General features: G+C 64.7%; 16 protein-coding genes. 1 reads left to right on the top strand and 15 read right to left on the bottom strand.

Translation table 11 applies throughout. The features are described 5' to 3' along the window. Positions 1-5: 5 nt before the first annotated feature. Positions 6-2,558 (top strand): coiled-coil domain-containing protein, encoded by a 2,553-nt coding sequence (locus QQW98_RS11050; protein ID WP_290134993.1) that lies wholly within the window; start codon positions 6-8, stop codon positions 2,556-2,558. Positions 2,559-2,564: 6 nt separating this feature from the next. Here the strand turns inward: QQW98_RS11050 and QQW98_RS11045 are convergent, their stop codons facing one another. The 15 genes from QQW98_RS11045 to nuoF form a co-directional block, all read right to left on the bottom strand. Next, entirely contained in the window at positions 2,565-2,858 is a 294-nt protein-coding gene (locus QQW98_RS11045; protein ID WP_290136930.1) for a DUF1467 family protein, read from the bottom strand. Between the two features lie 19 nt (positions 2,859-2,877). Next, positions 2,878-4,524, bottom strand: a complete 1,647-nt coding sequence (locus QQW98_RS11040) for a ribonuclease J (RefSeq protein ID WP_290134992.1) — start codon at positions 4,522-4,524, stop codon at positions 2,878-2,880. Then, a complete protein-coding gene (locus tag QQW98_RS11035) occupies positions 4,521-5,297 on the bottom strand; it encodes a type III pantothenate kinase (protein ID WP_290134991.1) in 777 nt (258 codons plus the stop codon). Before QQW98_RS11035 ends, QQW98_RS11040 begins: the two co-directional genes overlap by 4 nt. A gap of 2 nt (positions 5,298-5,299) precedes the next feature. Beyond that, positions 5,300-6,025, bottom strand: a complete 726-nt coding sequence (locus QQW98_RS11030; RefSeq protein WP_290134990.1) for a biotin--[acetyl-CoA-carboxylase] ligase — start codon at positions 6,023-6,025, stop codon at positions 5,300-5,302. Position 6,026: 1 nt separating this feature from the next. Next, complete coding sequence (gene nuoN / locus QQW98_RS11025) at positions 6,027-7,493, bottom strand: NADH-quinone oxidoreductase subunit NuoN (protein ID WP_290134989.1); 1,467 nt, start codon at positions 7,491-7,493, stop codon at positions 6,027-6,029. Next, positions 7,493-9,052: an NADH-quinone oxidoreductase subunit M gene (locus tag QQW98_RS11020; protein WP_290134988.1), complete on the bottom strand. Its 1,560-nt coding sequence runs from the start codon at positions 9,050-9,052 to the stop codon at positions 7,493-7,495. The genes nuoN and QQW98_RS11020 overlap by 1 nt, the downstream gene beginning before the upstream one ends. Next, a complete protein-coding gene (gene nuoL / locus QQW98_RS11015; protein ID WP_290134987.1) occupies positions 9,052-11,112 on the bottom strand; it encodes an NADH-quinone oxidoreductase subunit L in 2,061 nt (686 codons plus the stop codon). The genes QQW98_RS11020 and nuoL overlap by 1 nt, the downstream gene beginning before the upstream one ends. 6 nt (positions 11,113-11,118) lie before the next feature. After that, a complete protein-coding gene (gene nuoK / locus QQW98_RS11010) occupies positions 11,119-11,424 on the bottom strand; it encodes an NADH-quinone oxidoreductase subunit NuoK (protein WP_290134986.1) in 306 nt (101 codons plus the stop codon). 46 nt (positions 11,425-11,470) lie between these two features. After that, on the bottom strand, positions 11,471-12,094 hold the full coding sequence (locus tag QQW98_RS11005; RefSeq protein ID WP_290134985.1) for an NADH-quinone oxidoreductase subunit J: 624 nt from the start codon (positions 12,092-12,094) through the stop codon (positions 11,471-11,473). 27 nt (positions 12,095-12,121) lie between these two features. After that, entirely contained in the window at positions 12,122-12,607 is a 486-nt protein-coding gene (gene nuoI / locus QQW98_RS11000) for an NADH-quinone oxidoreductase subunit NuoI (RefSeq protein ID WP_290134984.1), read from the bottom strand. Further along, a complete protein-coding gene (gene nuoH / locus QQW98_RS10995; RefSeq protein WP_290134983.1) occupies positions 12,604-13,656 on the bottom strand; it encodes an NADH-quinone oxidoreductase subunit NuoH in 1,053 nt (350 codons plus the stop codon). Before nuoH ends, nuoI begins: the two co-directional genes overlap by 4 nt. Beyond that, positions 13,653-13,922: a hypothetical protein gene (locus QQW98_RS10990; protein ID WP_290134982.1), complete on the bottom strand. Its 270-nt coding sequence runs from the start codon at positions 13,920-13,922 to the stop codon at positions 13,653-13,655. The genes nuoH and QQW98_RS10990 overlap by 4 nt, the downstream gene beginning before the upstream one ends. Further along, positions 13,919-15,946: an NADH-quinone oxidoreductase subunit NuoG gene (nuoG, locus tag QQW98_RS10985; RefSeq protein WP_290134981.1), complete on the bottom strand. Its 2,028-nt coding sequence runs from the start codon at positions 15,944-15,946 to the stop codon at positions 13,919-13,921. Before nuoG ends, QQW98_RS10990 begins: the two co-directional genes overlap by 4 nt. Positions 15,947-16,234: 288 nt before the next feature. Beyond that, positions 16,235-16,915, bottom strand: coding sequence for a hypothetical protein (locus QQW98_RS10980; RefSeq protein WP_290134980.1), 681 nt, complete (start codon positions 16,913-16,915; stop codon positions 16,235-16,237). 62 nt (positions 16,916-16,977) lie between these two features. Next, on the bottom strand, positions 16,978-18,270 hold the full coding sequence (nuoF, locus tag QQW98_RS10975) for an NADH-quinone oxidoreductase subunit NuoF (RefSeq protein ID WP_290134979.1): 1,293 nt from the start codon (positions 18,268-18,270) through the stop codon (positions 16,978-16,980). Positions 18,271-18,357: the final 87 nt, after the last annotated feature.

The following is an 18,357-nucleotide window of genomic DNA, read 5'->3' as shown; positions in this document are numbered from 1 at the left end:
GGGCCATGAGCAACGGTTCCCACCTCGTTCCGGTCGACACGGAACACCAGCCCGACGGCACGCTCGAGCTTGCCGATACCGACCGCCTGGCCGACGAAACGGAGGCGGAATACGAGGATTGGGACGAGGAAGAAAGCGAAAGGCCGGCGATGCGCCGCAGCTGGATCGCGCCGACCCTGGCCTTGCTCGCCATTGCCGGTTGGACCGGCTTTTTCGGCTGGGTCAACCGCGCCGCTTTCCTGGACGGCGCTGCCCCTGCCGAATGGGCGGACATGATCGTCAGCTGGTCCGTGCCCGTCGTACTCACCCTCGCCGTATGGTTCCTCGCCCTGCGAAACTCGCGGGTCGAGGCGCGGCGCTATGGCGCGGCCGCGGCTGCGCTTTCCCACGAATCGGCCCAGCTCGAAACGCGGCTCACCGCCACCAACCGCGAGCTCAGCCTGGCGCGCGAATTCATCGCCGCGCAAAGCCGCGACCTCGAACATCTCGGCCGCGTGGCCGCCCAGCGCCTGTCCGAGAACGCGGCGCGGATCGAGGAATTGATCGGCGAGAACCAGCGCAATGTCGACCGCATCGCGGAAGTCAGCACGACCGCGCTCGACAACATGGAGCGGCTGCGCGGCGACTTACCCGTCGTCGCCAATTCCGCCCGCGATGTCGCCAACCAGATCGGTGCCGCCGGCAAAGGCGCGCAGGAGCAGCTGGAAACGCTGGTCGCCGGTTTCCGCCGTCTCAACGATTTCGGCACCGCCAGCGAGCGCCAGGTCGACGGCCTGCGCGACCAAGTGGGCGCGGTGCTGGCCGAACTCGAATTGCGCGCCGGCCAGATCGAGGCCCTGTCCGAAGAGCGTTTCGTCGCCCTGCGCGAACGGAGCAAAGCCTTCCGCGGGGAACTCGACAGCAACGAAGTGGAAGCGCTGGCCGCGATCCATCGCCGTGCCGATGTGCTGAAAGCCGGGCTCGACGAAACGCGCGAACAACTCGCCGCCGACGAAGCCGAGGCCATCGCCGCGCTGGAGCGGCGGGTTGCGGCCTTGCAGGAAAACGCCGCCGCCACCGCACAAAACGTGCGCGACAGCGAGCAAACAGCGGCCGCCCATCTCGGCGCCACCATCGCCGCGTTGCAAGACCGGTTGCGTACCGCCATCGCTGAGGTCGACCGGATCGATCAGCAGGCCCTGGAAGCCGCAAACTTGCGCCTTGCAGAGCTGCGCGACGAGGCCGAGCGGGTCGATGCCGCCATCGTCGAGCGCAACAGGGCCTTCGAAGAAGACCTTGCGACACGACGCCAGCGCATGGCCACCTCGGCAGGCGAAGCGAGCGATACGCTCGCGGAGAAGTTGGCCGCGCTCGACGGTGCGCTGGAAACGCGGCAGGCGGCGCATCTCGGCCGGATCGAATCGCTCACCGCCCAGGGCGAATTGTTGACCGACCGGATCGAGGAACTGGACAGGCGCCTCACCGCGCTGCGCAGCGAGGACGATGCGGTAGCGGCCAAACTCTCTTCTTCCAGCGATGCGCTGGTCGCGCGGCTCACCAGCAGTCGCGAGATGCTCGAAAGCACCGGCGTCTCGGTGGAGCAGCTCACCGATGCCAGCGTGCGCCTGCTCGAGCTGATCCAGGCGGGGTCGGAGCATTCGCAGGTGATCCTGCCCAAGGCGATTTCCGTGGCGGAAGGGCGCCTTCAGGCCCTGCGCGGCGAAAGCGAAGCCCTGAAAGACGAGATGGCCGAGGTCGAACGGACCGGGTCCAGCATCAGCGACTATGTCATCAACGCGCGCGGGGAGACGGAGAAGACCGGCGAGCAGCTATCGCTCCTGCGCGAGCGCCTGGGCGAAAGCGTGGCAGAAGGCGAAGCGGCGCGCGACCGGATTACCAAGGCTCTCGAAGAACTCGACGAGGCGGTCAGGAACAGCATCGTCCACCTGCGTGAAGGCGGCGAAGATGCCGTCGCCTCATACGCTGGCAAGATCGGCGAACGCAGCGCGAAGGCTATCGAACGCGCGATGCAGGACAGCAGCAGCGCGGCCATCGCCTCGCTCGATGCGGCAGCCGCCGCGGCGGCCGAAGGCGGGCGCGAGGCGGCAGCCCAGCTGCGCGATCAACTTGCAATGGTGAACGAGCTGACCGGCAACCTCGAACGCCGCGTGGCGGACGCGCGCGGCCGGGCGGAAGAGCAGGTCGACCACGATTTTTCGCGCCGCGTTGCGCTTATCACCGAGAGCCTCAATTCGAACGCCATTGACCTGTCGAAAGCGCTTTCGAACGAAGTCAGCGACACGGCCTGGGCCGCCTATCTCAAGGGCGACCGCGGTATCTTCACCCGGCGCGCGGTGCGCCTGCTGGACAGCCAGGAAACCCGCGCGATCGCCGACATCTACGAGGAAGACAGCGATTTCCGCGAGCATGTGAACCGCTACATCCACGACTTCGAAGCGATGTTGCGCATCCTTCTGTCGACGCGGGACGGCAATGCGCTGTCGGTCACGATGCTTTCGTCCGACATGGGCAAGCTCTACGTCGCGCTGGCCCAGGCTATCGACCGCCTGCGCGATTGATGCGGTCTAGTGCTTGCCTTCCGGCAGGAGGTATTGCGTCATGTCGAGGTCGCTGGCGGTGATCCAGCCCGCCTCGTAATTCGCGATATAGAGCGCGCACAGGATCGCCGCGATGATGGTCGCGCGAAGGATCAGCCTGCCGGGCCGGAAATTGACCGGCGCGCTGTCCGCCTGGCCGGGGATACGGTCTTCGGGATCGACTCCCCGGTCGGAGGCCGCGCGAATCCCGAAGGGCAGCAGGACGAAAGCGGTCAGCGCCCAGAAGAGGACGTAGATCGCGAGGACCGAAGTCCACTGCATGGAAATCCAGCCCATCGCCCTACCCCTCCGGCAGCATCACGCGCGTCTGGGGCTTCTTGCCGGTCCAGCGCTGGGCGCAGCGGCGGGCGGCGAGGCGTGCCGTCTCGCTGATCTGGTCACGGTCGCGGCGGGCCGCGCCCTTCAGCTTGGCGAGCGCCTTGGTCACATCGGCCTTCGCCTCGTCGATGAAGGCGTCGTAATCCTCGTCAAGCGGGAGGCCGATGCCCTCGATCTGCGGGCCGTGGTTGAACAAGGCAACCAGCAGCACGCCATCGGCTGCCATCCGGCGTCGCATGGTGATCGCTTCGCCGTTGGCGGGCACGATCATGTCGCCATCCAGCACGAGGCGCCCGGTTTCGATCTGCCCGATCCGGCCCGGCCGGCCCGGTGCGAGGCGAACGATGTCGCCGTTGGATTGCACAACGTTGTGCTCGATGCCCGATGCCAAGCCCAGCCGCGCCTGTTCCTCCATGTGCCGCCGCTCGCCATGGACGGGCACCAGGATGTCGGGCCGAAGCCAGGAATAGAGCGCTTCCAGCTCGGGCCGGCCGGGATGGCCGGACACGTGGATCATGCTCTGCCGGTCGGTGATCATCACGATCCCGCGCTCGGCAAGCCGGTTCTGCACCTTGCCGATGGAAATCTCGTTCCCCGGGATCTGGCGGCTGGAAAACAGCACCACGTCGCCGCGCGTAAGCTCGAGCGGGTGGTTCTCCTCAGCGATCCGCGACAAGGCGGCGCGCGGTTCGCCCTGCCCGCCGGTCGCGATGATCATGACCTCGCCGCGCGGCAGGGACATCGCGGTGTCGAAATCGACGATGTCGGGCAGGTCTTCGAGATAGCCGTTGTTCTGCGCCGCATCGATCATCCGGTCGAGCGAGCGCCCGGCGACGACGAGCTTGCGCCCCGTTTCCTCCGCCACCGCGCCGAGCGTCTGCAACCGCGCCACGTTGGAAGCGAAGGTCGTGACGAGCACGCGCTTGCCGGAATGCTTGCGCACCTCGTCCAGCAGGCCGCGATAGACCGCGCCTTCGCTGCCAGAAGGGTTCGGGTTGAAGACGTTGGTGGAATCGCACACCAGCGCCAGCACACCCTCGTCGCCGATGTCCTGCAGTTCTTCTTCGGTCGCCGGCTCGCCGATCACCGGCTCCTCGTCCAGCTTCCAGTCCCCCGTGTGGAAGATGCGGCCGTAAGGCGTATCGACTAGCAGCGCGTTGCCTTCCGCGATCGAGTGGGCAAGCGGGATGTAGGTGATGCTGAACGGGCCCAGGTCGAAATTGCCATGATCGTCGGGGATGATGTTGAGTTCGATATCGCCCGCGATGCCGGCTTCCTGCAGCTTGCGCTCGATCAGGTCCGCGGTGAAAGGCGTGGCATAGAGAGGCACGCCGAGCTCTTCCGCAAAGTACGGCAGCGCCCCGATGTGGTCCTCGTGCGCGTGGGTGAGGACGATGCCGAGCAGGTCGTCGCGTCGGTCCTCGATGAAGTCTATTTCGGCGAACACGAGGTCGACGCCGGGATATTCGCCCCCGCTGAAAGTCATCCCGCAGTCGACCATCAGCCACTTGCCGTCGCAGCCGTACAGGTTGACGTTCATACCGATCTCGCCCGACCCGCCCAGCGCGAGGAAGAGAAGTTCGTTTTCCGGCGTGTAATCTGTTTTCATGAACTCGCTTGCCGGGCCACGATGCGCAGCCCTTCGATGGTAAGGTCGGCGTCGACGTAGTCGAAAATATCGGTCGCCTCGTCGAACAGGATGGCGAGACCGCCCGTGGCGACCACTTTCGCAGGCCGGCCGATTTCCGCCTTCATCCGCGCAACGATGCCTTCCATCATTGCGACGTAGCCCCAGAATACCCCGATAAGCATCTGTTCTTCCGTGTTCTTTCCGATCACGGTATCGCTTTTGGGGGCACGGATGGCGATGCGCGGCAGCTTGGCCGTCTTGCCCACCAATGCATCGAGCGAGAGGTTGATCCCGGGGGCAATGCTGCCGCCCTTGTAGGCGCCGTCGAAATCGATCGCCTCGAATTTCGTCGCGGTGCCGAAGTCGATCACGATCAGGTCGCCCCCGTATTTCTGGTGCGCGGCAAGGATGTTGAGCGCGCGGTCCGCGCCGAGCGAGCTGGGCTGGTCGACATCGATCTGGAACCGCCAGGCCGCATCGCCTTGCCCAGCGAAGATGGGGGTGATGCCGAAGTATTTTTCCGACAGCACGGTCAAGTTGTGATCGGCGCGCGGGACGACCGAGGCGAAGACGATCTGCGCGATCGCGTCGCGGCCCACGCCCTCGATCTCGAGCAGCTGGAGCAGCCACACGGCGTATTCGTCCCCCGTGCGGCGCGGATCGGTCGCAATCCGCCAGCGGCCGCGCAGCGTTTCGCCGTCGAACAGGGCGAAGACGACGTTTGTGTTTCCGACATCGGCGGCGAGCAGCATGGTCAGCGTCCTTCCCAGTGGACATCGCCGGCGTGGACGATGCGGGTGGTTCCATCCACCAGCCTTAGCTGCAACGCCCCGTCCTGCGCCAGCCCTGCAAATGCGCCGGATACGGTCGTGCCATCGGGTTCGTGAACGGTCAGACTGCTGCCGGCGGCGTGGGCCAGCGCTGTCCAGCGGCGCAGGACCGGATCGAGCCCGAACTGGCGCCAGCGATCAAGCTCGACGATCCAGTTACTCGCAAGTTCGCGGGCGAACAGGTCCCGGTCGGGAGCGGGGCCGAGGTCGGACAGTGCGGCGGTCCGCCGGTTGGGCAGGTCGGGAGCCTGCGCGAGGTTCACGCCGATGCCCACGATCACCGCATCGCCGACGCCTTCCAGCAGGATGCCGGCGAGCTTAGCGCCGCCGAGCAGCAGGTCGTTGGGCCATTTCAGCGCCAGCAGGGCGGCACCTGCGACCACCGGCGAAACCGTTTCATAGAGGGCGAGCCCCGCCAGCAGGGCCAGCGTGGGCGCGGCAGGATCGTTCGGTCCGCGCCGTACGATCGTCGAACCCATGAAATTGCCGCTGCCATCGGACCAGGCGCGGCCCTGCCTGCCCTTCCCCGCCGTCTGGCGATCGGCCACCAGCCACGCGCCTTCGGCGACATGCTCGCCGGAAGCGAGGCGCGCGGCAAGGTCGGCATTGGTAGAGCCGGTTTCCGCCAGTATTTCGATACGTGGGTTCAAATCAGCCGATGGTTGCGAACAGCACGGCTGCCGCCTTGTCCGCCATCTGGCCCAGCCACGGCGTGAGCAGGTAGCCGAGCGGCGAGATGAACAGCGCGCTCAGCCCAAGCAGGACCCATTGCGAGGTCTCCGCCTCGCCCGTTGCGGTCCCCGCGGGATCGTCGAAATACATGACCTTCACGATCTTGATGTAATAGAACGCGCCGATCACGCTGGCGGCGATACCGATGGCGGCGAGCGCGAGCATGTCGGCCTCCACCGCGGCCTGGAACACCACGAACTTGCCCCAGAACCCGAACAGCGGCGGGATGCCGGCCAAGCTGAACATCAGCGCGGCAAGGCACAGGGCGAGGATCGGCCGCGTGCGGCTGAGACCGGCGATGTCGGACACACGTTCCAGCGGCGCACCCTCTGCATCGCGCAGCATCAGCACGGCCACGAAGCTGCCGATCGACATCGCGACATAGATGACGAGATAGACCAGAACGCCGCTCACCCCGGCGACAGTCGCCGCGGCGAGGCCGATCAGGATGAAGCCGACGTTGTTGATCGAGGAATAGGCGAGCAGTCGCTTCAGGTTCGACTGGCCGATGGCACCGAGCGCGCCCCAGACGATCGAGGCGAGCGCCGCAATGATCACGACCTGTTGCCACGCGGTCGCAACGCTGCCGAAGGCGGAGATCGACACGCGGGTCAGCAACGCGATGGCAGCAACCTTGGGAGCGGTCGCGAAGAAGGTCGTCACCGGCGTGGGCGCGCCTTCGTATACGTCGGGCGTCCACATGTGGAACGGCACCGCGCTGATCTTGAAGGCGAGGCCCGCCAGCACGAAGATCAGGCCGAACAGCGCCCCGGTGGACAGGTCCGTCCCCATCGCCGCGCTGATGCCGGCGAAATTCGTCGTGCCGGTGAAGCCGTACGTCAGGCTCATGCCGAACAGCAGGATGCCGCTGGCGAGCGAGCCGAGGACAAAATACTTCAGGCCGGCTTCGGCGGAACGGTCATCCTCGCGCAGGAACGCCGCCATCACGTAAGCCGCGAGGCTGTTGAGTTCGAGGCCGATGTAGAGAGAAACGAGGTCGGTCGCCGACACCATCACGCTCATGCCCAGCGTGGCGAAGAGGATCAGCACAGCATATTCGCCGCGCATGGCGCCGATGCGGCCGAAGAACTTCGGCGCGATCATCAGCGCGGCAATGCCCGACAGGTAGATCAGCAGCTTGGCAAAGCTGGCGAAGGCATCGGCGCGCAGCTGGCCGAAGAAGGCGATCGTGTCGGGACCCGACGCCCCGCCGATCGCGAGCGGCAGGACCATGGCGAAACCGGCGCCGAGCACGGCGGCAGTCAGGATCGAGATGAGGCGCGCGGCCCTGTCGCCCATCCAGGCGCACATCAACAGCAGGACGAGGCCCGAGACGCTGAATACCAGCTCGGGCAGCATCAGCAGGAGGGAGGTCTTGAGTTCCATCAGTGGTCCCCCTCAGAACCGTGCTCTGCGGCCGCTTCGGCCTTTGCCTGCAATGCCGCGACCGCTTCCGGGTCCGGCGCGGTCAGTTTCGCGTCGCCTTGCGGCGCGGCGCGCGCGACGCGGGCTTCCAGCGCGGCGATGTCGCTGCGCATCGGTGCAAGGAAGCTTTCGGGATAAACGCCCATCCACAGCACGGCGGCCGCGATGGGCGCCATGATGATCCATTCGCGCGCATTCATGTCGTGCATGGCGGCCGCATCCTCGTTCACCTGTCCGCCGAATGCGACGCGGCGATAGAGATAGAGCATGTAGCCGGCGCCCAGGATGATGCCGGTCGTCAGCACGAAAGTCGCCGTGCTGCTGACCTCGTACACACCCGCAAGGCTGAGGAATTCGGCGACGAAGCCGCTGGTACCCGGCAGGCCGATGCTGGCCATGGTGAACAGCAGGAAGAACAGCGCGTAATACGGCATGTTGATCGCGAGCCCGCCGTACCGGTCGATCTCGCGCGTGTGCAGCCGATCGTAGATCACGCCGACGCACAGGAACAGCGCGCCCGAGACGAGACCATGGCTGAGCATCATGATCATCGCGCCTTCGAGTCCCTGGACGTTGAAGGCGAACAGGCCCGCCGTCACGATCGCCATGTGGGCGACCGAGGAATAGGCGATCAGCTTCTTCATGTCGCTCTGCACCAGCGCGACGAGACTGGCGTAGACCACCGCGACCATCGACAGGCCCAGGATCAGCGGCGTGAACTGCGCGGAAGCTTCCGGGAACATCGGCAGGCTGAAGCGGATGAAGCCGTAGCCGCCCATCTTCAACAGCACGCCTGCCAGGATGACCGAGCCCGCCGTTGGTGCCTGGACGTGCGCGTCGGGCAGCCAGGTGTGGATCGGCCACATCGGCATTTTCACCGCGAAGCTGGCGAAGAAGGCGAGCCACAGCCACGTTTGCGCTTCCGGCGCGAAATCGAACTGCATAAGCGTGGGAATGTCGGTGGTGCCCGCCGTATTCACCATCCACAGCATCGCCACCAGCATCAGCACCGAGCCGAGCAGCGTGTAGAGGAAGAACTTGTAGCTGGCGTAGATCCGGTCGGCCCCGCCCCACACCCCGATGATCAGGTACATCGGGATCAGGCCGGCTTCGAAGAAGATGTAGAACAGGAAGATGTCCTGCGCGGCGAACACGCCGATCATCAGCACTTCCATGAAAAGGAAGGCGGCCATGTATTCGCCGACGCGCTTGTCGATGGCTTCCCAGCTGGCGAGGATGCAGAGCGGCATCAGGAACACGCTGAGCACGATCAGCAGTAGCGCGATCCCGTCGATACCGAGCGCGTAGGAGAAGCCTGCGAACAGCGGCGCGCTTTCCACGAACTGCCACTGCGCACCGCCGATATCGTAATTGGCCCACAGCGCGATGCCGAGCGCAAGGTCGATGAGCGTGGCGACCAGCGCCGTCATCCGCGCGGCTTTCGCGTCGAGGAACAGGCATGCGATCGCAGCCGCGAGCGGCACGAGGAGCATTACGGAAAGGATCGGAAAGCTCCCCATCAGAAAAGCACCCACGTCACGGCGGCGACAAGGCCGAGGAGCATCACCAGCGCATAGGCGTTGAGCGAGCCCGACTGGACGCGCGAGGCGACCCCGCTACCCTTCGACACGGCCCATGCCGCGCCATCGGGGCCGAAGCGGTCGATGATGCCCTTGTCGCCGATGATCCACAGCTTGCGGCCGAGCCAGAACGCCGGCTTCACGAACAGCAGGGCGTATAGCTCGTCGAAATACCACTTGTTGTGCACGAACTTGTAGATCGGGCCTAGCTGGCGCGTCGCTTCTTCGGGCACGTCGGTGTTGCGGATGTAGGCATACCAGGCCCCCAGCAAGCCGAGCAGCATGACGACGAAGGCGGTGTATTTAACCCACTTCGGCACCTCGTGCATCGCATGCATCAGCTCTGCGTTGTAGGCGATCGCGCCGTTCCAGAAGCCTGCCTCGTCGAGGAAGTTGCCGGCAAACACCTGTCCCGCGAACACAGCGCCCAGTGCCAGCACGGCAAGCGGCACCAGCATGACCCACGGGCTTTCGTGCGGGTGATAGCCGCCAGTGCCGTCCTTCTGGTCGGCAGCGGGCACGTGATGGTCGTGAAGCTGGCCGGCGTCTTCCTGGACGGGCGGATTGTGCTCGTCGGGCTCGTCGTGCCCGTGATGGACTGCGTGCTGGATGTGCTCGCTTTGCGCCCAGCGCGGCTCGCCCCAGAAGGTCAGGAACATCAGGCGCCAGCTGTAGAAGCTGGTCAGCAGGGCGGCAAAGGCGCCGACCCAGAACGCGCCGGTGCCGAAATTGCCGCCACGGGCGTAGGCGACCTCGAGGATCGCGTCCTTGGACCAGAACCCTGCGAAACCGACGTGCAGATCGTAAATGCCGACCCCGGTGATCGCCAGCGTACCGGCCATCATCGCCCAGAAGGTAAGCGGGATTTCCTTACGCAGGCCGCCGTAATAACGCATGTCCTGTTCGTGGTGCATCGCGTGGATCACGCTGCCCGCGCCGAGGAACAGCAGCGCCTTGAAAAAAGCGTGGGTGAACAGGTGGAACATCGCCGCGCCGTAAGCGCCGACGCCGGCGGCAAAGAACATGTAGCCGAGCTGCGAACAGGTGGAATAGGCGATGACCCGCTTGATGTCCCACTGCGTGGTCCCGACCGTGGCGGCGAACAGGCAGGTGGCCGCGCCGATGGTGGTCACGAAGCCGAGCGCGATGGGCGAGGTTTCGAACAACGGCGACAGGCGGCAGACCATGAAGACGCCGGCGGTGACCATGGTAGCAGCGTGGATCAACGCGGAAACGGGCGTCGGCCCCTCCATCGCGTCGGGCAGCCAGGTGTGCAGACCGAGCTGCGCCGACTTGCCCATCGCCCCGATGAACAGGAGGATGCACAGCACCGTCAGCGTGTCGACGCGGTAGCCGAGGAAACCGATCGTGCTGCCCGCCATGCCTGCGGCGTTCGCATTGATCTCGGCAATGGAAGTGGTCTGGAACACCAGGAACACGCCGAAGATACCCAGCATGAAACCGAGGTCGCCGACGCGGTTGACCACGAAAGCCTTGATCGCCGCGGCATTGGCGCTCGGCTTGCGGAACCAAAAGCCAATGAGGAGATACGATGCCAGGCCCACCCCTTCCCAGCCGAAGAACATCTGGACCAAATTATCGGCGGTCACCAGCATCAACATGGCGAAGGTGAAGAGGCTGAGATAGGCAAAGAAACGCGGCTGGTCCGGGTCCTCCTCCATGTAGCCCCAGCTGTAGACGTGGACCAATGCGGAGACCGTGGTGATCACCACCAACATCACGGCAGTCAGCGTATCGACACGCAGCGCCCAGTCGAAGGTCAGGTCGCCCGATTGCACCCACTGGAGCACGGGGACGACAGTCGCCTCCGCGCTCCCGCCAAGGAAGCCGAGGAAGATCGGCCAGCTCAGGCCGCACGCGACCAGCAGCGCGCCGGTCGTGATCGACTTGGCGACGGTGTTGCCGAGCATCCGGTTGCCCAACCCGGCGACGATGGCCGCGAGCAAGGGCAGGAAGACGATGATCAGGATCGATTGCACGGCGCGTTAGCCCTTCATCTGGCTGACATCGTCGACCGCGATCGTGCCGCGGCGGCGGAAATAGATGACCAGGATGGCAAGACCGATGGCGGCCTCGGCCGCAGCAACGGTCAGCACGAACATGGCGAATACCTGGCCCGTCAGGTCGCCGAGAAAGGCGCTGAAGGCGACGAGGTTGATGTTCACGCTCAGCAGGATGAGCTCGATCGCCATCAGGATGACGATCACGTTCTTCCGGTTGAGGAAGATGCCGAGCACGCCGAGCACGAACAGGATCGAGCTGACGACGAGATAATGTTCGATGCCAATCATGAGCGCGTAGCTCCTTTGGTCCGCTCATCCTGAGCTTGTCGAAGGGTCACAGTTCGACCCCCTCGCCCACTTGCGGCTGCTTCATCACGGTCGCCTCGTTCGGATTGCGCGCGTTCTGCTTCGCGATGTTCTGGTGGCCGCGGCGCTCGGTCGCAGGCTTGCGATGGGTCAGCACGATCGCGCCGATCATCGCCACCAGCAGGACGATGCCGGCCAGTTCGAACAGGAAGAGATAGCGGGTGTAGAGCAGTACGCCGACGTTCTCGATATTGCTCTGGCCTGCCAGCGGAGCCGCAGCACCGCTCGGCGCGCCGAGTTCAAGCGCGCCGGCGCGATAGGCACCGATGCCCAGCACCAGTTCCGCCAGCAGCACGGCGGCAATCGCGATGCCCAGCGGGAAGTTGCGGATGAAGCCAGCGCGAAGCTCCGCGAAATCGATGTCGAGCATCATCACCACGAACAGGAACAGCACCGCGACCGCGCCCACGTAGACGATGACCAGCAGCATCGCGATGAATTCCGCGCCGGCGATGACCATCAATCCCGCGGCGTTGAAGAAGGCGAGGATCAGCCACATGACCGAATGCACCGGGTTGCGCGCCATGATGACGAGCGTCGCCGACGCGATCACCATGAAGGCGAACAGGTAAAAGGCTAAGGTCTGGATCATGATGCCCCGTGTGGTCTCGCGCGCCGCCTAGCGATAGGGCGCGTCGGCTTCAAGGTTCGCGGCGATCGCCCGCTCCCACTTGTCCCCGTTTGCCAGCAGTTTCGCCTTGTCGTAGAGGAGTTCTTCGCGCGTTTCGGTCGCGTATTCGAAATTGGGCCCTTCGACCACGGCATCGACCGGGCAGGCTTCCTGGCAGAAACCGCAGTAGATGCACTTGGTCATGTCGATGTCGTAACGCGTGGTGCGGCGGCTGCCGTCCTCGCGCGGTTCGGCGTCGATGGTGATGGCCTGCGCCGGGCATACGGCTTCGCACAGCTTGCACGCGATGCAGCGTTCCTCGCCATTGGGATAGCGGCGCAGGGCATGCTCGCCGCGGAAACGCGGGCTCAGCTTGTTCTTTTCGAACGGGTAGTTGATCGTCACCTTGGGCTTGAAGAAATACTTCAGCGTGAGGGCGTGCGCCTTCACGAACTCCCAGAGGGTGAACGACTTGACGAGCTGGGCGACGGTCATGCCGCACCTCCATATCGGGTAAACATCAGCCAGCCGGAAATCACGGCGACGAAGATCAGGCTCATCGGCAGGAAGACTTTCCAGCCCAGCCGCATCAGCTGGTCGTAGCGGTAGCGCGGCACGGTCGCCATCACCCAGCTGAACATGAAGAAGAAGAAGAACGTCTTCAGCAGGAACCAGATGAAGCCGGGGACCTCGTACAGCGGAGCCCAGTCGATCGGGGGCAGCCAGCCGCCGAAGAACAGGATCGTGTTGAGCGAGCACATCAGGAGGATGTTGGCATACTCGCCGAGCCAGAACAGCGCGAAGCTCATGGAGGAATATTCGGTCTGGTACCCGGCGACGAGCTCGCTTTCCGCCTCGGTCAGGTCGAACGGAACGCGGGCGGTTTCGGCCAGGCTGGAAATGAAGAACATCACCCAGATCGGGAACAGCAGCAAATTGAACCAGTAGCCGTTGACGATGCCGAGGCCATGGCCGCGCTGGCTTTCGATGATCTCGTTCATGTTGAACGTGCCGGCGTAAAGGACGACGCAGATCAGGATGAAGCCGATCGAGACCTCATAAGAAATCATCTGCGCGGCTGCCCGCATCGAGCTGAAGAACGGGTATTTCGAATTGGAGGCCCAGCCCGCGATGACCACGCCGTACACGCCCAGCGAACTGACCGCGAAGATATAGAGCAGCCCGACGTTGATATCGGCCAGCACCGCGCCCGAATTAAACGGGATCACCGCCCAGGCGAGCAGGGCCACGCTAAAGGTGATGATCGGCGCGAGCAGAAACATGCCCTTGTTCGCAGCCGCCGGGATGATGGTTTCCTGCAGGAACACCTTCAACCCGTCCGCAAAACTCTGCAGCAGGCCGAAGGGCCCGACCACATTGGGCCCGCGGCGCAGGTTGATAGATGCCCAGACCTTGCGGTCGACATAGATGATCATCGCCACGCTCAGCAACAGCGGCAAGGCAATCAGCAGGATGCCAGCAATGGTCGCGACGGCCCATGCCCAGTTCGGGTCCATGCCCCAGGAGATGAAGGTCTCGGTCATTCGAACGTGCTCCCGCCGCTGCGCGCTTCGAGGGCGAAGATGATGCCCGCGCCGACCAGCGGCCAGACTGCGGAGTTGAGCGCCTGCACCAGCGTGACGATCAGGGACTGCGGCGCCAGCCCGCTTTCCCCGCCGAACTGCGTGCTCATGGCCGCCGTGTCGCGCATGGTGAGAACGCCGAGGACGAAGGTGGCGACGAACAGGATGAGCGCGATCCGCACCAGAATCATTCCGGCCTTGCCCGCGACGGCGCGATAGAAGCTCATTCCGCCGCCTCCGCCAGGTCGGCGCCGCGCAGCTCGGCGCTGCACTGCTGCATCACCGCGCTGGCGCGCGCGATCGGGTTGGTGAGATAGTGGTCGGCGATCGGATAGGCGATCTGGCCCGAAGCTTTCGCCTTGCCGTCCGCCTTGGGGAGAGCGCCGTAATCGGCCAGCCCTTCCTGCCCCAACGCCGGCACCGCCTTGATCATCGCGGACTGCAATTGCCCGAACGTGTCGAAGCCGACATCGACGCCCAGTGCATCGGCCAGCGCGCGCAGGATCGTCCAGTCCTCGCGCGCATCGCCCGGCGCGAACACCGCTTTTTCCGCATATTGCACGCGGCCTTCGGTGTTGACGTAAGTGCCGTCCTTTTCGGCGTAGGAGGCCGCCGGCAGGATGATGTCCGCCGCATGCGCACCCTTGTCGCCGTGATGGCCGATATAGACCTTCAGACTGTCCGCGAACGGTGCGAAGTCGACCTCGTCTGCGCCCAGCGCCAGCAGCACTTTCGGCGCCGCCTTTGCAATATCGGCAATACCGCCTTTCTGCGCATAGCCGAGCATCAGCCCGCCCATGCGGCTGGCGGCCATGTGCAGCACGTTGAAACCATTCCAGCCGTCCTTCACGACGCCGAAAGTCTCGGCCAACGCCAGCGCGGGGGCGAGCGCGCCCTTGGCAAGCCCTGCCCCGCCGACGATGATCGCAGGCCTTTCGGCCGCCTTCATCGCATCGGCAACATGGCCCGGCAGGTCGTGCAGCATGCCCGCATCGTCGCCGAGGAATTCCGCCGGGTAGGTCGTTTCCCACTCCGGCCCGACCACGAACACCTTCGCCCCGCGCTTTGCCGCCTTGCGCAGGCGAACGTTGACCAGCGGGGCCTCGTCACGGACCTGGCTGCCGACAATCAGGATCGCATCGGCGTTCTCGATCTCCGCAAAAGTGGTGTTGAAAGCGACGGCGGAGAGGCTGGACACGTCGTAGTCCATGCCGGTCTGTCGGCCTTCCAGCATGTCGCTGCCGAGCGCGCCCAGTAGCGCCTTAGCGGCGAACATCGTCTCGCAATCGATGAGGTCGCCGGCGATGGCGGCGATGCTAGATTTGTCCTTGCCTTTCAACGGCTTGGCGATGGCCTTGAACGCATCGTCCCAGCTCGCCTCGGCCAGCTTGCCCTGCCCTTTGCCGCTTTTTTGGCGGATCCACACCTTGTCGAGGCGGCGACGGGCCAGCCCGTCAACCATGTAGCGCCCCTTGTCGGACAGCCACTCCTCGTTCACGTCGTCGTTGACGCGTGGAAGGGCGCGCAGGATCTCGCGCCCACGGCTGTCGAGGCGGATGTTCGCCCCCACCGCGTCCGACACATCGATGCTGAGCGTCTTCTTCAGCTCCCACGGACGCGCTTCGTAGGCATAGGGCCGGCTCGTCAGCGCGCCGACCGGGCACAGGTCGATCACGTTGGCGGAGAGTTCGTGCCGCGCGGCCTGTTCGAGGTAGGTGGTGATCTGCATGTCCTCGCCGCGATACAGCGCGCCGATTTCATCGACCCCGGCGATCTCTTCGGAGAAGCGCACGCAGCGGGTGCAGTGGATGCAGCGGGTCATGATCGTCTTGATCAGCGGACCCATGTTCTTGGACGTGACCGCGCGCTTGTTCTCGTCATAGCGCGACGCACCGCGGCCATAGGTCATGGCCTGGTCCTGCAGGTCGCATTCGCCGCCCTGGTCACAGATCGGGCAATCGAGCGGGTGGTTGATGAGGAGGAACTCCATCACCCCCTCGCGCGCCTTCTTGACCATTTCGCTGTCGGTGCGGATTTCCTGGCCTTCGGTGGCCGGCAGCGCGCAGCTGGCCTGCGGCTTGGGCGGCCCGGGCTTCACCTCGACAAGGCACATGCGGCAGTTGCCGGCGATGCTGAGCCTTTCGTGATAGCAGAAGCGCGGAATTTCCTTGCCGGCGATCTCGCACGCCTGGAGGACGGTCGCGCCGTCCGGAACTTCCGTTTCCTGTCCGTCTACTGTGACCTTGGGCATCGCTGCATCCGCGTCGCGGCCCGCGCTGCGGACCTTGGGTGAATTCGGCGGTCCGTGATGCGGGAAAGCGCGCCAGGCCGGGCGGGTGCCGGGCCGGGCGCGCTATCCGTTTCGGTGCCGGGCAATCGCTCCGCCTTGGATGCAGGCTTGCGGGCCTGCCAGCGGGTCATGCATCGGCGCGAGACGGGCCGCGCTGGACTCGGTGCCCCAATGGTCCACCGAGCGCGCGAAGGCAAGGCGTTTTGCCCTGAAACTCGCCCGTTTTTGCCATACAGGCGAGTTGGCCGCTCAATCGCCGTTGAGAATAGACCAGTCGTAGAGCGCGTGTGCCAATGCCACCCGCTGGAACGCTGTCGGCACGCCTTCCGGCACTTCCGAAACACCGCATTCCCAGGTCACACGATAGAGCAGCGCCATAGCTTCCATTTCTGCATCGCTGCCTGGGCGGGTGGCGAAAACCTTTTTCGTCAGGCCGGGCGAATAGACTGCCATGCAGCGACCGATATGGTCGATGGTCGCGACACCATCGGCCGGGGTGTAGAACGGCTCCGCAACCGACATGTCCATTTCGAGCGCGCGATCTTCGAAGGTCATTGTCTTCAAGCGCTCTTCCGCGAGCGAAGACGAAACCATCATCGGCAGTCCACCCATGGTGTCGCGCAGGCATGCGCGGCTATCACCCCTTAGGGAGGTCGTAAGCGCCGTATAGTCTGTGTCGTCGGAAAGTGCCCCGCCGATGATGTCGTCGGACACGCCGCGACCGTTCAGGCAGCGCGCGATCTTCTGCGACTCCTGGTACGCATCACTTGCCTTTTCCGGCTGTGCGAAAAGCTGCCGCTCTTCGAACTGCTGCTTGAAATCGGAGTTCGGTCGCAGGTCAGCGGCGCTGGGCTGCGCCTGCTGGGCCGCCGCCATCGACGGCATGGCAAAGGCAGCGACGGCTGCGGCGGACAGAAGGAATTTGGTCATCGGAACGGTCCCCTGGAAAATCGTGACCGCAGGGTGTTGACAAGTCCGCCTGAACGCAAGCTTTATTCGGCAGCCTCGGCATAGTTGCCGGCTTCCGCGATGCGTCGCTCCAGCTCCGGCCGGAAGTGGCGGATCAGGCCCTGGATCGGCCATGCCGCCGCATCGCCCAGCGCGCAGATCGTGTGGCCTTCGACCTGCTTGGTCACTTCGTGCAGCATGTCGATTTCCTCGATTGCCGCATCACCGGTGCGCAGGCGTTCCATCACGCGCCACATCCACCCGGTGCCTTCACGGCACGGGGTGCACTGGCCGCAGCTTTCATGCTTGTAGAAATAGCTGATGCGGGAAATCGCGCGCACGATATCGGTGGACTTGTCCATCACGATCACCGCCGCGGTGCCGAGCCCGCTGCCGACTTCCTTCAGCCCGTCGAAATCCATCGGGCAGTCCATGATCTGCTCTGCCGGGACGAGCGGGACGGATGAACCGCCCGGGATCACGGCAAGGAGGTTGTCCCACCCGCCGGTAATGCCGCCGCAATGCGTTTCGATCAGTTCGCGGAAGGGAATGCTCATGGCTTCCTCGACCACGCAAGGATTTTCGACGTGCCCGCTGATCTGGAACAGCTTGGTGCCCTTGTTGTTTTCGCGCCCGAAACTGCTGAACCACGCGGCGCCGCGCCGCAGGATCGTGGGGACGACCGCAATCGATTCCACGTTGTTGACCGTGGTCGGGCAGCCATAGAGGCCCGCGCCGGCCGGGAACGGCGGCTTCAGGCGCGGCTGGCCCTTCTTGCCTTCGAGGCTTTCGATCATCGCGGTTTCTTCGCCGCAGATGTAGGCGCCGGCACCGCGGTGGAGGAAGACGTCGAAATCGTAGCCGGACTTGGCGGCGTTCTTGCCGAGCAGACCCGCGTCATAGGCCTCGTCGATGGCGGCCTGCAGCGTTTCCGCCTCGCGGATATATTCGCCGCGGATGTAGATATAGGCGGCACGTGCGCGCATCGCGAAACCCGCGACCAGCGCGCCTTCGATCAGCTTGTGCGGATCGTGACGGATGATCTCGCGGTCCTTGCACGAACCGGGTTCGGATTCATCTGCGTTGATGACCAGGAAGCTCGGCCGGCCGTCTTTCGATTCCTTGGGCATGAAGGACCATTTCATGCCGGTGGGGAAGCCCGCCCCGCCTCGGCCGCGCAGGCCCGATGCCTTCATCTCGTCGATGATCGAATCCTGCCCGCGCGCGATCAGGGCCTTGGTATCGTCCCAGTCCCCACGCGCCTGCGCCGCCTTCAGCCCCCAGTCCTGGAAGCCGTAGAGATTGGTGAAAATGCGGTCTTTGTCTTGCAGGCTCACGAAGTGAACTCCCCTGCCCGCTCATGCTGAGCTTGTCGAAGCATGCAGGCGCTGCGCTCGCACCTTTCGACAGGCTCAGGGTGAGCG

It is taken from the genome of Alteriqipengyuania flavescens, assembly GCF_030406725.1.
Lineage (GTDB): Bacteria > Pseudomonadota > Alphaproteobacteria > Sphingomonadales > Sphingomonadaceae > Alteriqipengyuania_B > Alteriqipengyuania_B flavescens.
This window is presented reverse-complemented; position numbering and strand designations above follow the sequence as displayed.